Here is a 21,429-nt window from a genome sequence, read left to right as displayed (position 1 = left end):
GAGTCCAGTCAGGTTTCCCGCACCAGCGCGGCGATCGCCTCAACGAGCGTGACTTCGCCTCGCAGCGTATGTTGGCCACCCTCGCGGAACCGGAAGCCATCGCTGTTGAAACCATCCAGCATCTGAATGCGCGGCAGCGGATTGCGCATGCCCTGCGCCCGGAACAGCGGGTCCCAGCCCGCGCGTGGCACAGCCTCGGCACGGACGTCGCGAACCAGCGCGCGGGCGAGCGCCGCAGCGATGTCGTCGGGCGAGTAGCGATCCGGGCCCTCGATTTCCCAGACGCGCTCGTCGGTGAAATGCGCCTGCATGGCGCGGGCAGCAAAATGACCAACGTCGCTCGTCGAGACCATCGGAATCGCCCGATCCACTGGTTGCAGGTAACTCGGAAGTTCGCCGCGCTCGCGTGCCGGCGCGATGTCCCATGCGAAGTTCTCCATCAGCCAGGCAGGACGCAGGAACGTCACCGGCAACGCGAGCGACACCATCGCCGTCTCGAACATGTGCAGCGCCGTGAGCAGGCTGGGAGATTCGCAATCTGCGCCGATGCTCGAGAGGCACACCACGCGCTTCGGCCTTGTCGCGGCCAGTGCTTGCCGGATGGCGTCGATCAGGTGCCGCGCGTGCGAGAAGTCCGGCTCGGGGTCGGCGTTCGGCGGCAGCATGACGAATACCGCCTCGCTGCCGCGAAACGCGTTCGTGAGTGCGTCGACGTCGCCGTTTTCCGCGACCGCGATGTCACCGCCGAGTGTCGCCCATCGACTGGATTTGACGGGGTCCTGAACAATGGCTCGCAACGGCAAGCCTGCCTTGAGCAGATCGTGCCCGATTACGCCGCCAACTCGCCCCGTGATGCCCATTACGGTGTACATGGTCACTCCTCGCGCGCAGTAACGTTGCCGTAAAAGTAACACGGGAGCGTTACCGTAAAAGTAACACGGGAGCGTTACGGTCTCATAAACGGACGGCGTCGGCGGCGGGTCGCGCGGGCGCGTGCGGCGGGGCGCGGCGGGCGTTGAGCAACGCAGCACCTGCGTCGGCCAGCCGCACGGCTTCGCGCGCTCGCTCGCACATCTCGCGTTCGTAGGCAGCGATGGTCTGGGCCAACGGGCGATGTCCTTGCGCTACGGCGTGCAGATGTTCGGCCAGTTGTGCTGCGTCGCGAAGTGCCGTGTTCGCGCCTAGCCCGCCAGCCGGACTCATGGTGTGGACGGCATCGCCCAGGCCGGTGACGCCGTCGACCTGCCAGGGGAGCGGGCTGGTGGTGCTGCGCACGGGCATCGTGCGGATGGTGTCGGGCGCTGCGTGCGCAAACAGTGAGTGCAGGTGTGGATGCCAGCCATCGGTGAGGGCTTCGATGCGGGCGAGCGGGGCCGGATCGGGCTGCTCGCCGTTCGCGTGAGCGGGGCCAAGCAGCGTTTGCGACGGGCCGATGAAGGCCCAGTAGAGGTAATCGGACACCGGCGAGAGCGGCATCCGGTCAGGCGCGACGGGGGTTGACGAGGGGACCTCGTTGCCGGGTTGCCGGCGAAACAACATGGCCTCGATCACGACGGCGAAGCCGTTAGCGAATACCACGGTGCTGCCTTCCATCATGGTAGCTTCACCGTGACGGTCCATAAGCACGAGCAGCGCGGTGGATAGCGGCGTCAGGCCGTAGCAGCAGACATTGCCGGTATCGCGTGGCGCCATGCCCGGCAGCACGTATTCGCGCACGCGGGAGTGACTTCCATCGGCCGCGACGACGAGTCCCGGCGCACTGCACGACCCATCTTCGAAGTGCGCGATGCGACGGCCGTCTTTCGTGGTTGTTGTGCGCGAGAAAGACTTTCCGAAGTGCACTCGATCGAGAATGCCGTCGAGCAGAATCTCGCGCAGCGTCTGCCGATGCAGGCTGAGGTCGCCGGGAATGCCGTCGGGTGGCGCCGTCCGGCGAGCGGCGGTTGACGGGGGGTGGCGACGGTGCCGGGCGATGGCGGCATCGGTGTGGGCATCGTGCCAGCTCGGCGGCAGGACAACGTCGGCGTCGTCGAGCTGCGGGGTGACGAAGCGTCCGCCGGTGCGCGCCACGGCGGCGCGCTGGCGTACCCGTTCGATCTGGCCCTCGGGCAGGCATTGGGTGAGGGCGTCGAGGCCATCGGCGTCGATACGCAGGCGATAACCCTGGAAGCGGGCGGCGGGCGAGTCGTCGCGCTCGTAGACATCGAACGGAATTCCCGCGCGGCGAAGCCCCTGAGCGAGGCACAGGCCACCCAGACCCGCGCCGATGATGGTGACATGCAAGGCAGACATGATTTCGATGAGCCGCCCGCAGGCGGCCGGCAGTGGCACTTCGGTCATTGTCTGCGCGCTGTTTGCTGACCTGATAACATCGTTTGGTCATAAAACAATGTAAATCGGACAAAGCGATGAGCGTCGATACGCCGGACTCCCAACCTGATGCCCATTTGATGTCACTCTCCGATTCGCCGTTCGCCAAGTACCGGCCGAATGACCGGCTCGACGGCCCGCCGGTGTGGGCGTTTGGCGGACGGGATCATGATCGCAGCCTGTTCCGGGTCGGCACGCGCGAGCTGGACTGGCATTCGCATTTGCGCGGTCAGTTGTTCTGCATCCACTCGGGGCTGGTGCACGTTCATACGCCGTTTGGCGCGTGGGTATTGCCGCCTTACCGGGCGGGGTGGATTCCGCCGGGCTTGACGCATTGTGTGTCGCTCACCGGTGTGGTCAGCGGATGGATGGTGCTCGTGGCACCGTGTGCCGCAACGGGGTTGCCGTCGGCGCCTTGCGTGGTCGGAGTGTCGGAGTTGTTGGCAGCGCTGGTCAAGCGGGCCGTATCGTGGGCGTCGCGTGACGCGCTGACGGAGGAAGAGATGCGCCTCTCGCAGGTGCTGGTCGACGAGATCCAGCGTGCACCGGCGGAGCCGCTCGGCCTGCCGATGCCGACCGATGCGCGCGTGCTGCGGGTGGCCCGCGCGGTGCTTGACGACCTGGGCGGACATGCGTCGCTGGAGGCGCTGGCCCAGCGCGCGGGCGTTTCGTCGCGCACGGCCAGACGGCTATTCGTTGCCGAGACCGGCATGGGCTTCACCCAGTGGCGGCAGCAGGCGCGACTGGTGAGTGCGCTTGAGCGGCTGGCCAATGGAGAGCCCGTCGGCACGATTGCCGATTCGCTCGGGTATTCGACTCCCAGCAATTTCATCGCCATGTTTCGTCGTGCGTTCGGCGAGTCGCCGGGGCGCTATTTTCGGCAGGTGGGGCCGCTCGCGCATCTGCATGAGGAGGAGATGCCATGAGTGGGCAGGACGCGGCATCGCTGCAAAGCGTCGACACGCTGGTCATCGGCGGCGGCCAATCGGCGCTGGCGACGGCGTATTTCCTGAGACGTTGGCAGGTGGACTATGTCGTTCTGGACGATCAGGCCACGGCCGGCGGCGCATGGCAGGCGGCGTGGCCGTCGCTGCAACTTTTTTCTCCCGCGCAATGGAGTTCGCTGCCGGGTTGGCCCATGCCGGGAGGCGAGCGGCACTTCCCGTCGCGCGACGATGTTGTGACGTATCTGCGTGCGTACGAGACGCGCTACGCGGTGCCGGTGCAGCGTCCCGTGAAGGTGACCGGCGTCGTCGAGCAGCGCGGCGGTCTGAGGGTGCAGACCGACTGCGGCGACTGGCTGGCGCGCACGGTGATCAGCGCGACGGGGTCGTGGCGTTCGCCGTATGTACCGGCATATGCGGGACAGACGTCGTTTCGGGGCCGCCAGATGCATTCGGCGGACTATCGCGGCGCGGACGATCTGCATGGGCAGCGAGTGCTGGTGGTTGGCGGCGGGAATTCGGGGGCTCAGATTTACGCCGAGGTATCGGGCGTGAGCGAGGCGACCTGGGTCACGCTGACGCCGCCGTCCTACTTGCCGGACGAGGTGGATGGCCGCGTACTCTTCGAGCGAGCCACAGCGCGCTGGCAGGCCGCCCAGCGCGGTTTGCCCGATCCGTATCCGGATAACGGACTCGGGCATATCGTGATGGTGCCGTCTTTGCGTGCGGCGCGTGAGCGCGGCGATTTGCATGCGGTGCGTCCGTTCGAGCGGTTCGTGGAAGACGGCGTGGTGTGGCGGGACGGCACGCATTCGCCGGTCGATCTCGTCATCTGGTGTACGGGTTTTCGGCCGGCGCTGGCCCATTTGCAGGGGCTGCGGATCATGGACGCCGACGGACGGATTCGCGTGTCAGGGACACGTGCTGTCGATGTGCCACGGCTATGGCTTGTCGGATATGGGGAGTGGACAGGATACGCGTCGGCGACGCTGATCGGTGTGACGCGCAGCGCCCGGGCGACAGCACAGGAGATCGTGGGATTCCTCGGCGAGCAAGTGCGTGAGCGTTCGTAGCGAAATGGGCGCGGTGCATCACGATCTTCATTTGATCGGCAACCGATTGCATCGCGAGCTGCAACGCTCACCTGGCGACTGATCGGAATGCGTTCGTGACGGTCAGTACAGCATGGATCGCCGCAACGTACCTTCTTTCCGGGATGGGATAGTCGCGTGCCGTTAAGGTCTCATGGTCAGTGCAACTGTCGCGTGGAGAGCGCTCCCGGCGTGGAAGTGAGGATCCGCCATCGGTGACGGATCCTCGGGCAGACTAGCCCATCAACGTCGGCCGTTTGCCCGGTCCGCGTGAATGAAGCACCCGGCAAGGGCTGATGTATTTGTCGCGGGCGACGGCCGCTTGCGCGAACGTCTCGAAGTAGATCGCATGATCGGCATTCGCGACATGGGCTCTTTCAATCTCCGCAGCCGATTCGTTCCACGCCAGTCCCAGATATTCGCCATGGTCGTAGAACCACACGACGTACCCTTTGCTTGATAGCGATTTCGGCATATTCGGTGTCTGGCCCGCCTCGCGTTGCTTCGTTGCGCCGGCACCCCGAGATCCCAAATTCACACCTTTCGAATCACTCATAGGTTGCTCCCTGAAGTTGCCCCTTCCGAATTGAGGGACGCTTCGATCATCGCAGTAGTGAAGTCACTTGAGTTTCAGCAACGTCCGAATTTCACGCTTCGGACGTTGCCACTCGAAAGGTTCGGCGTGTTTCCCAAATCGATGGAGGGATGCGGGTCGGATGGATGTCGGTGTGATATGGGCGAACCGTGTGGCCGGGACGGCGAGCAAGGGCTAGCCAGCGAACCGAGCGGAGTTTCCGGAGCTTGTCCGGGAAGATCGTAGTCGCCGGATGGGGGGGGGTAACGCCGTCGGGTGCCGCGCGCCGTCGAGCGAAATTCAGAATTGTGCTGTGAGTGAGAACTGACCTCCCTCCGAACAACCGTAGCATCCAAAACTGGAGATGTCTGGCGGTGCCGCAGTCCGAGGGGATCAAGCCACTACAGTTCAGCGTGCACTTCGTCAGCCGCCGTCGACAAACTCTCAGCCCGCATTCTCTTCGCCTGTTATACGTCACAAACGTTTTCGCCGCGCGTCGAAACGTTTCGAGTGTCGACGCATAGGCGGGGATATTCGGAAGTTACTGAAACTCAGGGGGCGACACTCCTGCGATGATGGATTTAGCCGTTAGGTCGGCTCAATCCACTCACATTTCAGGAGACTTGGATGAATGATTCAACCAAATGCGACGGAAAGGATGGAGGAAACGGCGGCCGGGCCGACGACGGGCTCGACCTCCCTAAGTCGTTGGCGCGTGAAGGGCATGTGGTCTGGTTCCACGAATACAAGAAATACCTCGGTTACGCTTGGGACGAGGCCGCGGGAGAAATCAGGCGAGCGCATGTGGCCGACCCCGAGCACGCGATTTACTTCGAGACGTTCGCGCAAGCGATGGTGGCGACGGATATGTTGATGGGGCCTCATGTCATTCTTCACGCGGCGAAGGGGGGTGAAAAACCGAGGCTGGTGCGGTAACCGCTGTTGCGGCCCATCCATTGCGGTGGGCCGTAATCCACTATCTGTGGATTCACCCTCGCGTTTCGCTACGCGGCCATCGGCTGGCCTTCCCCAGGCTCGTTTTCGCCAAGCACTTGCCTGCGCACGTCAAATTCGGATGGATAGCGTCTGACGTCAAACCGGATGAGACGCACGCCGATGGCCTTCATCACCGCATCCTTCTTCTCGTCGCGCGTTTTCTGTCGTTCTCGGTCATGAGAGGGATCACCAAGCTCGATAGCCGCAACAACGGAGAAATCACGGCGGCATCGAGCATAGACTTCTCCGGGTTGTGATTGTCGTGATTCGTCTTCGCGCGGACTTGCCAAGCGACATACTGCAACCTGCACGGAGGCAGTTATGGACTGTAGTCTGTGAAATGCACGCTCTGTTTGGGCTGCCAGATGTCGGAGGCAGACCACCTAGTCTTTGGCGACTGGATGAGAACCACCAATAAACGAGACGATGACGCCCGATGCTGAGGCGACCACTGCTACTGCCAAACGGTCTGGGGCTTGGGTAGCTTGATACAAACCGAACATGATGAAGCCGAAACCAATGAGCATCACGATCATTGTCAGCAAGTAAATTGATCTTGCTTGACTCGGACTTCTATCGAGATAGCTTTCTAGTTTTGCGCGTGCAAGATCCCACGCAAACTGCGGCTTCTCGGGGTGTTTCCGAAGCGTTTCCTCGGCATTCTGGATGGATTTTTCGCGCTGAATTTGATAGCCCGCCTCGTTAATCGATTTTGCAATTTGGGGGCCGAGTACATCCCAAATTGGATTCAGCGTCTCGATTCATCCGTCGTTTTAATTGTTCGCGAAAGGGACGCTCGCGCGGATTGTGGCTCTCGTGAATTACGGCGGCTTTTGCCCGCTGTAAAATTGCCACAGCATGGAGAGCACATATTGTAAGTCAGCGGTTTACGTTCCAGTTTTATGTGCTGAACTACCGTGCGTTTTCGAGATGCAATATGGCGGAGGATGTCGAAGCGGCCATAGTTCAGAGCACCCACTGCCGGGCTGCGCACGTCTACGCCAAAATTACGCCAAATCGCCGGGGAAGCCTTGCGGGATATAGAGCTTGTGGTGCCAGGGCCGGAATCGAACCGGCACGCCTTGCGGCGGGGGATTTTGAGTCCCCTTCGATTGGATGATGGCGGATTTTGCTGGACGTTGTTGTTGACGCAAACCAATGATTTATAAGAGATGATGGTCCGGTGTTGTCCGGTGGTGTCTAATGCCATCTTGACGTAGACTGTGTACGATTCTGTGTACATAGTTCGGGATGCATATGAAGAAGGTAGTGCCGCTACGCGACGCAATCGCCAAAATCAGACCTCGGCAATTCTTGAAGTTGGAGTCTGTTACGCCCTGCGGCACGCTTGTGCTCAGGAAGACGGGAAAAGGGGCGTTGGTGTTCTATTGGCGCGTAACTATTGGCGGCAAGTCGGCGGCGTACCAAATCGGGTTGTACGATTCGTCGGCTCCGCCGTTGAGTAAGGCGCCAACCACCAATGGTTATTCGCAGCGTGCTGCGCACGTCGCCGCTGAGGATATGGCTGAAACGCACTACGCGGCGCTTTCCCAGGGCGGGTATGAGGCCATAGTTGCTCAGCGCAAAGCGGATGAGGTGGTCAGACGAGAAGTTGCAGTGGCAGCAACTCTTACGCTGAATAAGCTCTTTGACCTTTACGTCGCTTCATTGGCATTGAGAAACGCGGAAACTGCAAAGCAGGCGCGAAATCTATTCGCAAAAAACGTCTTGAACGCATTTCCCCTCACGGCAAATATGCCGGCACGCGAAGTGACCTCCGAGCACGTCGCAACGATATTGCGGAACGTTCTCAAAGACGGCAAACGCACTACCGCTCGTAAGCTCAAGGCCTACCTGCGAGCGGCCTTCGCAATGGCGAGAGATGCAGCCAACAATCCGACCGTTTCAGAGGAATTCAAAGCATTCGGAGTCAAACAAAATCCTGTGGCTGACGTTGCGGGCATTCGGTCTGGCAGCGGCGTGGACAAAAATGCGCTCCAACCGGACGAAATGCGTGAGTACTGGCGATTGATTAGCGGCCCTGGGCCTCAGGCGGCATTCCTGCGGCTGCATTTGCTGCTTGGCGGGCAGCGTATTGAACAATTGGTGAAGTTGAGGCGAGCGGACGAAAAAGATGCGGTTTTGGAACTCCGCGATACGAAAGGGCGCACGGGGACCGCGCGTTCGATTGTGGTCCCACTTATTCCCGCTGCAAGCGCCGCACTTACTGAGTTGCAGCTCATGAGTGCGCCCGAGAGTGGGGAGTTTGCCATTTCAGTTACGCCGGCGAAGCCGCTCAGTACCACGACCGCCCGGGCGTGGGCGAAGAGTGTGGTTGATGGAAATCTCGATAATTTCGAGCTAAAACGCGTTCGCTCCGGCGTTACCACGTTACTAAGTAAATTGAAGGTAAACGCCGAGGTTAGGAATCACCTTCAGTCTCACAACTTGCACGGTGTGGAGATGCGGCACTACAACTCGTACGATTTCCTCGATGAGAAAACGGATGCGCTCACAAAAATGCACAATTATCTGACAGCGGGGGACTAAACCAATCCGCCGCCACTATGCCCGCTCACGCGGGCGGACCTCGCAGGTATCTTGACTCCGTCGAGCTGCTTTGTCCGGCGGCAGCTCACGGTTCGCGACACTACGCCGCCGTAGGTATCTCGGCACCGCGTTCGTCCATTAGCGCCATCATGGCATCGAAATGCTTCTTGTCATTGGTCTCGACAATCCTGAGCAAATCCGCGAGTACTGCAGGAGCTTCGGACAGGATGGAAATATCGTGTTCAGGGTCTGAGACCTGCTCCATGTGAGAGTGGGTATGCAGAAATCGGATAACTCTCGCCATCATTGCAGGCTCACCAACGAGTTCCTCCATCTGACGTTTGAGGTTGCCTGCATGACCGGGCACCCTAAACGACAAAAATGACTCGAGAAGCCGTCGGGCAACGTTCGGCAATCCGTACACCTCCGCGAGACTGGTCGGCGGCGCCATTGAGGCTCCATCTTTCACAAGCCTAAACATGTAGTGATACTCCGACTCGTACTCATGAAGGAGCGAGTCCAAAGTTCTCAAATACGCACTGCGTTGACCATCCTCCACACTCATGCCAAGCATGTAGAAGTGGGAAATCTTAGATGTCTCGGGCTTGTAGAGGCCCCCTTTCAGTTTCCCTGCGAAATTGAACCAGTTCTTCACCTGCCTGAAAAATCCGAAATTATGGGTTAGCACGAACAGCTGGCTTGCCTCCTTGGTGCGCTCTTTCATGTACCCAAAAGCGCAGAACAAGGAGTTCGCATCAAGGCTGGACACCGGGTCATCAATCACCACAACACCCGATTTCAATTTGAAATCGGAGTCCTCAAGCGTCTTAAGAAAGTACATGAAGGCGATTGCGGTGCGCTCCCCCTCGCTAAGGTGCATCGCTGGCACCTTACCGCGCATGACGGTGTAGCCGTTGTCCCTAGTCTCAAAGCGGAGTTCATCCCGACCAAGATATGCGGCTAACTCGCGAGTCAGTTCTTCGGCCGGTTGGCGATGTTGTCGAATCGAGCGCTGAAGTTCCGTAATCTGGCCCGCGAGCGGGCGGAGCCGCTCTACCACCTCTTTGAACTCCGTTTCCAGAGCACTCACGGCTCGCTGTCGGGTAGACCACTCATGGAATGCTTTTAGCCCTTCATCGAGCTCGAGCGCTTTGCGCGCGTCGGCCGCGGAATTTTCGAAGTTTTCCGAGTGTTCGTTGTGCTTCTTGACCAGTTCTGCAATGGACTCCATCGCCTGAAACCCGGAGCTAACACCTATGGCGCTGAGGCCGTTCATTAGTAATCGAACGAATGACCAGAACCCAGAGTCATTCTCGGAATGCCCTAAACCCAAGTAATCCGATAGCTTAATTTCGGTAAATGGTTGAGTTTTTTTGGCTTCGACGGCACGCGAGAGGCTATCGAGATATGTCTCGACATACACGGAGTGTTGGTCTAGCTTCTTCAGCGCCAGGTCGTACTCCTCAGTAAATTGGGGGTACAGCGCGGAGCGTTCAGGAATCTCGCGCGTACGTGCTACTTTGCGTAGTGAGTCAACTTCGGCTGAAAGCCTCGCCAATCGCGCTTGCTGAGCATTGAATTGGTCATTGAAGTGAGCAGATAGAGCCGCGAGTCGTTCTGGTTTCAGCTCGTGTTGACAGAAGTGGCACTGTGTCTGTCCGTCAGAGTGAAGGTGCAGGCCGCGCTCGACCCAGTTGGCGACTTGGGGGTTTTCAACCAACTCCTGGATAGTGCTAGCAACAACCGTTGTTGCTAGCTCCTTACTCAGCTTGTTGGTCAAACTAACAAGGTCCAGGTCTCCGAATGAAGGGACCCTCAGTTTTGGAAGAGGTCGTCCGGCGACGGCCTCTTCTGCTTCCATTCGTTGTTGAGTTTCGAGCAGTGCGGGCAGGGCAGTGGCCGAAGATAAGCGGCGCATCAACTCTTTGAATTTCGGAGCCTCGTAGTTGTTGTAGCGGCTGTCGCCAAGGAGGAGGTTTCGAATGCTCCGAGCTTGAGCCGTGCAGAATGCATTTAGCTCATCCGTCGCCGCCGCTTTCCTTGCAGAAACTTTTTTTTGGTCTATAGAAAGTTCGTCACTCTGGGCTTGTAGTGCAAGTATCCGTTGCTGTTTTTCCGAGCTATCTTCGCCAAGGTAGAACACCGGTGGTAATTCGTGCCCCGGGGTCTCGAAAACATTGCGGTCTACGAAATCACGATTGAATACGCGTATTGGGGGCAGTTTTTCCGAAGCGAAATCGGTGCCAGTGATTACTTTCCCGTCAACTACAATCTCAATCGCCCCCGACTCTGGAGACTGTCGCCTCTGCATGCTTCTGAACAATGTAGAAAGCGACGTCTTGCCCGCACCGTTCCAGCCATATATCAAGTTGTATCTGCCGAAGTCCGGAAGCCCATCCCATTCGAAATCGCGAAATATCCGGTAGGCTTGCAACTTTTGAATTCGTGTAATAGCCATTATCCCCGTCCCTGCTTCTGTCGGTACCTTTGTGATTTTTCATGGGCCGACACTTTGACCGTCGACACCAATTTCATATGCTCTGGTGTGCCGAACTTGTCGTCCGGTAGTGACCATAGGAATTCGGTAGCGCGAGTACTCGTTCCTGCCCCCATTTATGCGTTGACGTTTGAGGGTTTTTTGGGGACCGATAGCAGGCGAAGAAGCGATGAAAAATGGCAATTCGCTGTATGCAGCCCACAATGCTGTTCGCTTTTATTGTATGCACTGTAGATTCTTCTGTCGCCATAAATCCTGAAAGTCGCAGATGTAACTGTGAGGAATGCATGATGGTTTGCCATAGCCGATGCGGCGAAGCCGAGATGGGAGGGGCTGTTATCTGCTCCGTGGATGGCGAATACTCAAAAGGAATTCTGCTAGGCGACGTATTTCTCAATGCTTGGCACCTGCTTGACATCGGAAGGGCTGCGCTAACCGATATTTCGAGAGCTTAAGTTTTCCAGGAGGGGGGGGCTGTCTGTTTGTACAGTATTTCCCGATTCCGCCGTATCAGAGAAACTAAGCGTCTCATCGGGGGATGTGTATGAGTGAGCGAAAAAGGAATCCAGAAGTAGAAAAGCCAATCGATACCAATGCCGCGCCGACTATTGTGGCGTTTACGTTCCAGTTCGAACGTGCGTTGTATTCACTCTTTTCGGGGAATGCGAAACGGACGCTTGTTGGTATCGAGACGCTGGATGATGTTGCGGAGTTAACGCGAAATGACACTGGCTCAGTGAGCGCACGACTTGAGCAGGATGCAAATACGGTCCAGTCCTCAGGACAACCTTTCCAGGACAGTAGCTATAAGTTGTGGCACACGCTGCACGTTTGGCTGAGTCATGCCAACTCGCTGCGAACGCAGTATGCCGCCATCCAGTTTTGTTTGGTAACGAACGTCAAAGTCCCTGAGAGGGCATTGGCCTGCGTACTTTCAAACGCAACGTCGGAAGAGGAGGTGAGGGCGGCGGTACTAGCGCTACGTGAGCAGGCTCGGACTATTCTCGATAGGGGGGCGAGTGCTTCGACGGATACCACATCGACGCCTAAGAGCTCGACTAGGCGTTCTGCAGTGCAGGCAGAGGCAGAATCCGTTCTAAAGTATGACGACGATGACCTCAGATATCTCGTCCGTGGACTGAAATTATTGGACAACGGAGGTGCCGGCTCGGTCTCGCAACCACGTGAAGCCACCATTGAGCTTTTTCAGCTACCGTCGGCGCTCGCCGGGCAGGGAGAGGAGGTCTATCAATATTTGCTCGGGATTGCCGTCGACACATGTCGTAAAGCTTGGGCTACCGGAGAGGCGGTCTGGCTGTCTCCTCAGGAATTTCGAGACCATCTTCACAACGAGCGAGACCGCAGGTTTCTGTACAAGTACCTCGACCGCCCGATGATGCATGTTGATTTTAAGAACTTAGTTGCAAACAGCGAGCATGAGTTCTTATTTCTAAAGCAACTATCGCGGCTTGAAGTTCCGACGAAGGTCATGGACCGACACTTGGAAAAGTACTGGGCTTTTTACGTTGAACGGGTACGGCTTGAAAAGGAGGGGTTCAACCACGTTGACTGGGAAACGCGCGAAGAAAATCTCCACCAACGTTGGCAAGACTGCCGAGACAATGCGGAGATGGAATTGATGACGCAAGCGGACGTTACGCCAGAAGCAATTGGTCGGCGGACACTTACCAAAACGTTGGATGAGAACTTCAAGGCCCCACTCGGAAGGTACGAAACGGCCAACTCGTATTTTACCCACGGGCACTACCATCAGATGGCGAATGAGCAAGATGGACGGTTTTTTGTCTACTGGCATCCAGAATACGGTCCCCAGCAGGAAGTCGATGATGAAGGAGGTTCTTGATGTCGGGCTATATCGACCGTTCGCTCATCCACAACAGTGCGCTTGCGTGCTTCCTTCTTGCTAGTTTTACAAAGGAATACCAGCGGCGCACGGATAACAGCCGGTACCCGACGTTCGAGCAGCTCTTGCTCGTCTTGCCCCTTGTTTGGCATGGTCCTAGCCGCAGAGGTATTTGGAGTCGAAATTTCCAGACACCATTGCGTGTTGTCATAGCTGATGAGCCTCGCATCGTTGAGCGACTGGCCTATAGGGTCAGTGCTCATGCGGCTGTTTCTGCGCAGGGACTCAACATCGCATGCGCAACAGGGCTTCTCGTCAGGCGCTTCGATGCAGACCAAAGGGCGTTTGCCTTTGCTCCGTTACGGTGGCCACACGGAAGTAGTCCGACGAGCATCGACAGTGAATCGTCAGGAGCCGTACTGCGTCTCGCGAACTGGTTCAAGGATTTCTCCCCCGCAGAGCTCTTTGCTGCACTCGGCCTACACTGATATGCAATTCTTCATTTCGCAACTGATTCTTTGGCCCAAAAGTCAACGTTTCCAGATTCGCACGCTAGAGTTCGAAGAAGACAAAGTCAATGTTATTCACGGACGCAGTCGAACCGGAAAGTCGTCGATTCTTGCCATCATTGACTACTGCCTAGGTGCGAGGCGATGCACCATACCTGTTGGGGAAATTCGCCAAAAGACTGAGTGGTTCGGTCTAAAAATTAGGATTCGTGGTACCTGGATGTTGGTTGGACGTCGCACTCCCCCAAATAGCTTTGGTAGTGGCGAATTTTTTATAGTGATGCTCGATGGCGGCGACGCTCCTTTGCCAACACAAATCAAAGCAACACACACCCCGCCTCAATTTAGGGATGAGTTCAATCGCATCGCACGCGTTACCAACATGTCGCTGGTTGACGACGAAGATGCTGAAAATGCGGAAAATCCTCCCTCATATCGAGATTTGGCCGCGTTCAACTTCCTTCCTCAGCATATCGTCGCAAATCCAAATGTTCTCTTTTATAAGACTGATACTTATGAACATAAGGACAAGTTCAAGCGCGTATTGCCATACGCGCTTGGCATCGTCGACGCCGAGTACTTGCAGAAGACGCGGGAGCGCACGAGACTCGTGAAGCGTCTTGATGCCCTTCATAAGGAGCAGAGGAGTCGTGAGGTCGCCTTCTCGTCGTGGCAAATTGATGTCATGGCGCTCTGGAACGAATCAGTAGAATTGGGGCTGTCAAATAAGGGAGGTGACACGTCCCTTGATGGGTGCGTAACGTCTCTAAAGGCGCTTAATGCGGCGTACATTTCGGGGCATCTAGCACAACGACTGCGTGCAACGCAACGCGGCTTCTCAAATGAACTCTTCAATGAGGCGATTGAGCAGGAGGAGGCAGCCCAGAGAGAAGTGGACGACTTGGCACAGGAATTGCGCGACTATCGCGGACTATCAGAACGGGCCAAAAGGCTTACTGACGCGGTGAACGACGAAAGGATTCGTGTCATCAACCTCGATTGGCTTCAGCGTAGCTTGGTGAAAGACGAGTCATGTGTCGTGTGCGGCTCGGAGACCAATCACAACCACTATGTACTAAGTGGTCTTGAGGAGAAGCTTGATGGCCTGACACGAATGTCAACCGCTCTGCTTGAGGGACCGATTGTCGACCGTCAGATGGAAGCTCTGGGAAAGAACCTCACTAAGGCTGAGGATGTACTTCACAAGGCCCGCATGTACCGACTTAGTCTTGAGTCCAAAACCTCAATGCCAGCTGATTCTCTCGGTCGAGTGTACGTATTCCTCGGGAAATTGCAGAGTCTTCTGGGGGCACTGGAGACGTTGGCGGGCGACGATGACCTAGGAAAAAGCGTCGGGGACGCTGAGAGAAAACTGGCCCTGTTGGACGAGTATTTCCGAAATTCCGGTCGCGAGGCCCGTCAGAGAGAAGTTGCCACAGAACTAGGTGCGCTAATCAAAGGCTATGCGCGATGGTTCGACCTCAAGTCGACCGCAACCGTCGAACTTGACCAGAAAGAACTGACGTTGACGTTTTCACGAGTCACCGACCCCCATAGAGACTATCTTTGGGAAATTGGTAGTGGCGCGAACTGGATGGCGTATCACGTATCGACATTTCTAGCATTGCATGAGTTTTTCACCAAACCAGAACGTGTAAGCGGTCCCGTCTTCAGTTTTCTCGCCATTGACCAACCGAGCCAAGTTTTCTTTCCAAGCGCCCATTCGGGGGGCAACCTCCTTGATGAACACGACGACCAGGCCGAGGGCCTCCGCGGGTTCCGGGACGCAGATATTGACGATACCCGTTGCATATTCCAAGCCCTAACGCGCGGAATCGAACGTGCTAAGTTCAAATATCAGATTATCGTCGTTGAACATGCTGACATGTCCATCTGGGGAAGCGTGAAGCACATGAACCCGGTTGCCGCGTGGAAGAGTGAAGGCGACGGGCTAATCCCACAAGAGTGGTTCGACCGTTGAGGGAGGAGTAGTGGCCTCATGCCGCTCATGCAAAGTGCCCGGACAATGCCGGGCACTTTGGAGAATTCGCTATCTGCTTAGGACTCACATCCTGCTGAACTGTGCGTTGAGCAGTCGGGTCATCTGTTCGGTGCCATCATTGCTTGTCAATCCGTCGTAGTGTTTTTCAACGGTGGCTACACGGTCATTCAGCACTCGTGCGGCAGTCTTATGGGTTCCACCATCGGCTTTCAGGATGGACGTCGCGACAATGTGTCGAAACGCGTGGACACCAAAGCCTCCACTTTCCGGAATGTAGCGCGCCGTTAACGTGTGCACTTGCGCGCCAAGCTGTTCCCACGGGCGGTGCGAGGTCGCACCTCGCTCCACTCTGGTCAGAAAGACCAAATCTGATGGGAATTGCAGCAATACGGGACGGTGAACGAGAAGGTAGCTCTCGATGTCCCTCCATGCAGATTGCTGGACCCCGCAGTCGTAGACCGAGTCTCCGGCCGCACCGTTCCTGTTCTTGAACTTTGACTTTGGGATACGAATCCACCATGAACCATCCCCACGTTGATACAACTCGCCAGTGTTGTCCGCGCGCCAAGTCAAGTGGGCAACGTTCCGCTTTCGCAGAGGATTCGAGAGAAGCAGCTTGATGAGGGCCATGTCGCGTGACCAGAGCGCAGCGATTGACGGTGCGCCGCCGACGGGCCGATTAGCTCTCATGCGTGCAATCATGTCGACCATCGCTTCCATCGGCTGTGACAACTGTACGATGGACCGTATGGGTTCGAACGAATCTCGAGATACTTCAATTTCACCATGGTAAGCCGATGTTAGTTGCTCGGTTAGTTCCAGTTGGCGCTCACAGAGCGCTTGCCAAGTGTCGGACGAGTACGCCCCAGGTAGGGTGGTCAAGAGTTTCTCAGATTGCCAAAGATAGCCAAATTTCGGTCGAACAAGCGAGGCAATGAACGCGAGAAATTGAGTGGTCTTCTGATTCCGCACTCCAATTCGTTCTTTCATCCAATCCAAATAGGATTCGAGAAACTCAGGCGCAGTGAGCCAGGCGAGCGTTTGCAGTTGGTCCGCGGGGATGTTCTTTCCTCCACTTTCCTCGGGGAGTGCCAACCATCCTAGGTACGATGAAACACCAGCCCAAGCAATTCGTGCGCTAGCGACTTCCTTTCCGTCAAGGAAAGCCCACCAGTTGGCGTCGGTCTCCGGGTGCACCGGACATGGCGAAATGCGCCACTTTCCACGCTTGGTCCGTTTCAGCATAGGGACCGCAGATGTCTTGTATCTGACGTAGTCGTACCATTGTTTTCGAAGCGGTGAATTTTCGCTGGGTTTGGCACAGTACGGCTGCCGAGTCAAAGCGAACATCCTTCCGTTGTATTGATTCTCTGCGGGCCGAAGGTCAGATGCGGTCCGTTGACCCTTCTGCCGCACTCCGGCCAAGACGACCATACTCTCGTGTTCCAGGCCAAAGAACCGTTCGAACCGGAGGATGTATTGGGCGTTGCTTCCCCGAGGCTGCTTCCCAATCAGCCAACCTCGAAGCATGTCGGAGGGGATTCCCGCCTGCTTTGCGACTCGCCCGACAGGGAGGTCTCCGAGAACACCTTTCAGCGCCAGAACGAACGGCGTTCCTACGCGTTGCTCGACTGCCACTATGGTGTCGTGATGAATAACAGCATCTCGCCATGGCCGCAGTGCTGCTCGCGTGTTGGAGATGGCTCGAGGAGTTCGCCCTTCATCTTGTAGCGTCTTAATGAACCGCTCAATAGCATCCGGAAAGCGTTCACGCATTTCAGGACCCACCACGTCTTCAAATCCAACTTTATTTGCGCTCAGGAATTTCCGGAGAGCAGTGGCTCGATTGGCCGCGGTTTGCTCGTTCACCTTATGCAACTGCACTTGGCGTGCCTGTTCATCAGTCAGGTCTTTGTAAGTCAAAGGTGTCATGCGTCGCTTACGGGCTCGCACTTCCTTCCTTTTCGACGTCTGCGAGGCAGTTATAGACGACGGAGTGAAATACCTGCGGATTCCGTAACTATTTGATTCGTATTTGGAATTTTCTCGCATGGTCATCCTCCCTTGAAATTGGAAGGCGGCCGTGGTGCAGGTACTATTCAGGGGGATGAAATGCGGGTGAAGAGTTGCTCGCCCACCGTATAGTGCAAATGAGACGAGGAAGGGCGCAGTAGCGCTGGTTTCGCATCGATAATCGCTGCGTTCACGATTTCTCTCTCCGGTCGGGTACGTCTGTGGACGAGTATTACTAAAGAACGGCGGAACTCCGGGGTAAGGAAAGTGTTTGTGCTATTTGGCTAAACAATGGCCTTACGTAGAATTGCCAAATAAAAAAGTATTCGATGGGGGAAGTCGTGACACAGGTCGAAGCGATGCGTCCGCTCGAAGGGATGTGGAGACCGCTGGAAGTTCGCCAGGAACTGAGGCAGTCGTTCAAAAGATGGCTGTCGTGGTCGAACGAGCAACCTTCCATTATTGAGAGGGATGGATTAGTCGACGAGTTGAGTCTCCTCCGCCTCGCTCAGTATTACCGATTGGAATATTCTGGCGGCGCACTGGACCTCGCAAAGTCTTGGGACGAATCAGAGGAGCGCATCGCCGACGCTGCGCCCACATTCAAGGAGCTGAAGGACCTAGGTTGGGTGTTCTTCGACGGAGCGCGCTGGCTTATGCAAAGTGTGCCTATGGGCGCGGCTTCACGCGTTAGCTACCCAAGTCCGAGTACAAAGGCGTTCCTCTTAACGCTAAGTAAGCCGCGCCTTGTTGCAAAGCCTGTGGTCATACCACCCGACATGCAAGAGCTGGCAGCCAGAATATTGGCAGAAGGATGGCTTAAAACGCGTATTCCGACACGAAATCCCCATTGGCTCGCGAGCCGGCTATGGGAGTTGCGATGCCCTATGTCACAGCCAAGTGAGGCAGTTGCTATCAACGGTGCCGGGCAAGACCTCACTTGTGAGGACTGCGTAAGCCGTGATTTTTCGGAATTGCCAGTCGCTGACACTGATGCCGTCGATAGAGCATTCTTGGAGTGGTCTGCGTGGTGTTGCGTTCTCGGTGTTTGCCGATGGAACGTCCATTGGGGAGAAACTGCGATGCGACTTTGCAGAGAGGCGGCGCATCGAGTTTTGGAACGTCAATCATTGTGGCTAGATTGGGAAGAGGACACTCCACGCTTTGCCGACGTGCTCATACGGACATTTTCGATTCCGGCGGAGCAACTGTACCTTAGAGGTGTAGCTAAAGCGGCGCCATCCACACTAGTGTTCCGGCACGATTGGCTGTCGTTGCTCGACGTTGAGCATCTCATTATGGGGCGCGTTGGGTCCAGCACGGTTAGCTTTGCGTTTGATTTGCTTTGCTCCGAGCTGGAAGAGACCAACATCGGCCCAGGAGTTACGGACGCTCGCGCGAAGATTCTGTCATTTGCGGCCGATCATCCGATGGCGCTGCAAAACCTTTTGTTCCGCGTAAATGCCGCGCCAGAGCTCTTGGTAGATATGCTCATGCAGCCGCGCACGGCATGCTTGGCTGCAAAATTGACCATCGAAGGGAGGCCACCAGTCGGGCGGTATAGCGACCGCCATGTGAGTCGTGACGCGCAGGCTAAGGCGTTTGCCGTCCAAGACGCGCTCTCGCTCGTGGCTTACCATTTTGAGAAGGGGGTTCTTGCTCCCGAAGATTGTGCATCGCTGGTCACATGGTGTTATGCCGCTGGCACAGGTCGCGCGCACGCTGTTGCAGACTCAAGGAAACCCATTGGACGTCAGATTCTCGCGATGGTCGGAACGGCAAACCGGGAGCTTCAGGCCGAGATACTGCTGCATCTGATAGGACAAGCGGAGCATGAAGATAACGTGCCTAGGGCGCGCTTCATGGGCGTGCTCGTCGCCCTTGAATGCCTCTCAAGAGCTTCGGATGTCGATACTCTCCCTATAGTCACGCTGTATTCGCAGTTTGCGCGTAAGATGCAACTCGACTGGACTGACGCGCCGAGCCTGCCCCCGGAGCTCGCGGCGCGCTTAGTCACTTCTGCGTTCGCTCAGACCTTGGTCAACCGCGACGAACTGCTAATTCCGTTCGACAGTGCGAAGCTGCTGGCATCTGCCTCGAACGAGGATATTCCAGCTCTCCGCCATTCAATTGCTCGTACCTTGAGAGTGCACGTGCGGCTTCTCGCGCGTGCCGTCGCAGGCTGGCCAAACGAACGAGTGCCGACTGAGCTCATCGACGCTCTGCGAAAGCTCATCTTGCTCAGTGCCGTCGAGCATTCCGAGAAGGGGCGAGTCGCAGCGATTACGGACAGGTACAGCCCAAGTCGAAGCCTGACGCGAGAGGACGGTTCGCCTGCATTTGATTTGGCGGCTGCGTTGCGTCGGGTAAGCGACCATCATCGAGACACTTTGTTGCAAGCGCTGGCTGTATCTGACGACCCGGTCCTACTTGCCGAGTTGTGTAAACATCTCCCCGCTGCAGCGAAATCTGGCATCCAGGCAAGGTTGCGGCAGTTGACGCCGGGAGAGGCGTCAGAGTTCTGGACGTGGCCGGAACTTGAGCGTCGTATTGAGGCGCTTTTGGTTGCAGGCGAGTACGCACTTGCTCGGGAGCATCTAGGCGACATCCATGAAGACTTGAACCGTGCACCATCGGAATTTCGGCTTAGCCTGTTCAACCTCGAGCTTAGACTTCTTCTCAATGAGAAAGACTGGCCGTCACTCGATGCGGCTGTGGTCCCGTCAACTCTCGATGATGGCGCGAAGCGTCAAGCTCAGAACTACTTGGACTTCTATGGAGCCACGTCCCAGCTCCTTCGGCCAAATGGCGATTTAACAGGCGCGGGACATGTGCTGCGTCGTCTTGCAGCAAGTCCAGATGCTGCACCGGTGTATCAGGAGAATGTCTTCGCAGTTGCAATTCATCAGATTTTGGGGCCAACCTTAAATCCGTTGATAGGTGAGAGCAAGGTGGCAGGGGAAGGCTTGCTTGCAGAAATCAACGCATTCGTAGCTGCTGATGCGAGCGCTGCTCGCAGTAACTTGCTCGCCAATCGAGGGATGCTTTTGCTGGCGTTGTGCCGGCCGAATGAGGCGTTAGAAAGCGTCTCCGCCCATCGCCGCGAGGTGCGGAGTTCAAACGTCGAACTAGTTGCGATACTCGCAAAATCAGAAATGGGGTTGAGTGACGAGGCAATGGCGCTGCTAGATGCTGCAATTGCGGAATTCGGTGAAACCGAGCAATTTGGTGCCCTTAAGCGCGATTTTCAGGCCGGTAAAGCGGTGCCGAACGTCACCTCGGCGTCGGACACCATCGACTCGATTGTGCATATTCGGGCAGCGTTGCAGCAACTTAGTCAGTTGTCGCCTACTCAAGTTGGTGACGTTCTTGGTCCCGCCGGGGGCGGGTTTCGACGTTATCTCATGCGGCAGGTGTCGCGGGCTGTATCGACGCTTCAACAGATGGCCGCCATGCTTCGTGATAGAGGGAATCAGGCCGACGAGCGACGCTTTGAAAATGACCTCAACAGTGCCGTGCGGGCTGTGCTTCGAGCATCGCTCGAAGTGACGACTTGGGGCGTGAATGACCAGTCTCTCGGTGGAGCAACACCTAACGGCAATCCTGGGGAACGGGACGCGGTCGTTCTGGTATCTAACCACGAGCTAACCATTTATGAAGCACTTGTGTGCCACGGAGTCGACCGCAGCAACATCAAGTCGCACTTCGACAAGCTCCTGAACTACGGCGTCTGCGACATCTACTTTCATGTCACGTATTCGTACGCGAAGGAGCTTGGCCCAGTTCTCGACTGTGTCAGGGATGTGCTTGAGAATGACGTGCCATCTGGTCTCAAGTACAAGGACTGCGAGCCCTTGGGGCCACCAGATTTTGAGACAAGAGGGTATTTGGCCACCTACAGTGAGGGCCGTCGTGAGGTCGCAATCGTCTTCTTTGTCGCAGACCTCAAGGTAAGGGGAGCGGAGAAAGGCGGGCTAGGGCGAACTGAGGAGTGATTCTCCCGAAACGCGAGTTCTGTC

The 21,429-nt window shown here is 56.8% G+C and carries 15 protein-coding genes; 8 read left to right on the top strand and 7 right to left on the bottom strand.

What is annotated here, in order from left to right; translation table 11 throughout:
• Window positions 1–8: 8 nt before the first annotated feature.
• Both PBR20603_RS10500 and PBR20603_RS10495 read right to left on the bottom strand, forming a co-directional pair.
• On the bottom strand, window positions 9–872 hold the full coding sequence (locus PBR20603_RS10500) for an NmrA family NAD(P)-binding protein (protein WP_150559472.1): 864 nt from the start codon (window positions 870–872) through the stop codon (window positions 9–11).
• Window positions 873–954: 82 nt separating this feature from the next.
• On the bottom strand, window positions 955–2,340 hold the full coding sequence (locus PBR20603_RS10495; protein ID WP_150559471.1) for an FAD-dependent oxidoreductase: 1,386 nt from the start codon (window positions 2,338–2,340) through the stop codon (window positions 955–957).
• A gap of 110 nt (window positions 2,341–2,450) precedes the next feature.
• On the opposite strand from PBR20603_RS10495, the gene PBR20603_RS10490 reads away from it, so the two are divergent.
• A complete protein-coding gene (locus tag PBR20603_RS10490; protein ID WP_246174566.1) occupies window positions 2,451–3,296 on the top strand; it encodes an AraC family transcriptional regulator in 846 nt (281 codons plus the stop codon).
• The gene (locus PBR20603_RS10485) at window positions 3,293–4,387 is read left to right on the top strand and encodes an ArsO family NAD(P)H-dependent flavin-containing monooxygenase (RefSeq protein WP_150559469.1); all 1,095 of its coding nucleotides are present in this window, start codon (window positions 3,293–3,295) and stop codon (window positions 4,385–4,387) included. Before PBR20603_RS10490 ends, PBR20603_RS10485 begins: the two co-directional genes overlap by 4 nt.
• Before the next feature lie 253 nt (window positions 4,388–4,640).
• Here PBR20603_RS10485 and PBR20603_RS10480 read toward each other — a convergent pair whose 3' ends face one another.
• Window positions 4,641–4,961, bottom strand: coding sequence for a hypothetical protein (locus PBR20603_RS10480; RefSeq protein WP_150559468.1), 321 nt, complete (start codon window positions 4,959–4,961; stop codon window positions 4,641–4,643).
• A 645-nt stretch (window positions 4,962–5,606) separates the two neighbouring features.
• On the opposite strand from PBR20603_RS10480, the gene PBR20603_RS10475 reads away from it, so the two are divergent.
• Complete coding sequence (locus PBR20603_RS10475; protein WP_150559467.1) at window positions 5,607–5,915, top strand: hypothetical protein; 309 nt, start codon at window positions 5,607–5,609, stop codon at window positions 5,913–5,915.
• Between the two features lie 68 nt (window positions 5,916–5,983).
• On the opposite strand, the gene PBR20603_RS10470 is transcribed toward PBR20603_RS10475, so the two are convergent.
• Complete coding sequence (locus PBR20603_RS10470; RefSeq protein WP_174977872.1) at window positions 5,984–6,265, bottom strand: DUF2726 domain-containing protein; 282 nt, start codon at window positions 6,263–6,265, stop codon at window positions 5,984–5,986.
• A gap of 93 nt (window positions 6,266–6,358) precedes the next feature.
• A complete protein-coding gene (locus tag PBR20603_RS24585) occupies window positions 6,359–6,643 on the bottom strand; it encodes a TRADD-N-associated membrane domain-containing protein (RefSeq protein ID WP_425495803.1) in 285 nt (94 codons plus the stop codon).
• Between the two features lie 589 nt (window positions 6,644–7,232).
• Between PBR20603_RS24585 and PBR20603_RS10465 the strand changes: the two genes are divergently transcribed.
• The gene (locus PBR20603_RS10465; RefSeq protein WP_174977871.1) at window positions 7,233–8,525 is read left to right on the top strand and encodes a tyrosine-type recombinase/integrase; all 1,293 of its coding nucleotides are present in this window, start codon (window positions 7,233–7,235) and stop codon (window positions 8,523–8,525) included.
• 100 nt (window positions 8,526–8,625) lie between these two features.
• Here PBR20603_RS10465 and PBR20603_RS10460 read toward each other — a convergent pair whose 3' ends face one another.
• Window positions 8,626–10,983, bottom strand: a complete 2,358-nt coding sequence (locus PBR20603_RS10460; RefSeq protein ID WP_150559465.1) for an ATP-binding protein — start codon at window positions 10,981–10,983, stop codon at window positions 8,626–8,628.
• Window positions 10,984–11,566: 583 nt separating this feature from the next.
• Here PBR20603_RS10460 and PBR20603_RS10455 point away from each other — a divergent pair.
• Genes PBR20603_RS10455 through PBR20603_RS10450 form a run of 3 tightly spaced genes read left to right on the top strand, consistent with a single transcriptional unit; the run spans window position 11,567 to window position 15,376 of the window.
• Window positions 11,567–12,886, top strand: a complete 1,320-nt coding sequence (locus PBR20603_RS10455; RefSeq protein WP_150559464.1) for an ABC-three component system protein — start codon at window positions 11,567–11,569, stop codon at window positions 12,884–12,886.
• Window positions 12,886–13,374 (top strand): three component ABC system middle component, encoded by a 489-nt coding sequence (locus PBR20603_RS24580; protein WP_425495801.1) that lies wholly within the window; start codon window positions 12,886–12,888, stop codon window positions 13,372–13,374. The genes PBR20603_RS10455 and PBR20603_RS24580 overlap by 1 nt, the downstream gene beginning before the upstream one ends.
• A gap of 1 nt (window position 13,375) precedes the next feature.
• Window positions 13,376–15,376 carry a DUF3732 domain-containing protein gene (locus PBR20603_RS10450; protein WP_174977870.1) on the top strand — a complete coding sequence of 667 codons (2,001 nt, stop codon included), beginning with the start codon at window positions 13,376–13,378 and terminating at the stop codon, window positions 15,374–15,376.
• A gap of 84 nt (window positions 15,377–15,460) precedes the next feature.
• Here PBR20603_RS10450 and PBR20603_RS24315 read toward each other — a convergent pair whose 3' ends face one another.
• Window positions 15,461–17,329 carry a hypothetical protein gene (locus tag PBR20603_RS24315; protein WP_246174533.1) on the bottom strand — a complete coding sequence of 623 codons (1,869 nt, stop codon included), beginning with the start codon at window positions 17,327–17,329 and terminating at the stop codon, window positions 15,461–15,463.
• Window positions 17,330–17,751: 422 nt separating this feature from the next.
• Between PBR20603_RS24315 and PBR20603_RS10440 the strand changes: the two genes are divergently transcribed.
• On the top strand, window positions 17,752–21,405 hold the full coding sequence (locus tag PBR20603_RS10440; RefSeq protein ID WP_150559462.1) for a hypothetical protein: 3,654 nt from the start codon (window positions 17,752–17,754) through the stop codon (window positions 21,403–21,405).
• Window positions 21,406–21,429: the final 24 nt, after the last annotated feature.

The organism is Pandoraea bronchicola, assembly GCF_902459805.1.
Taxonomy (GTDB): domain Bacteria; phylum Pseudomonadota; class Gammaproteobacteria; order Burkholderiales; family Burkholderiaceae; genus Pandoraea; species Pandoraea bronchicola.
This window is presented reverse-complemented; position numbering and strand designations above follow the sequence as displayed.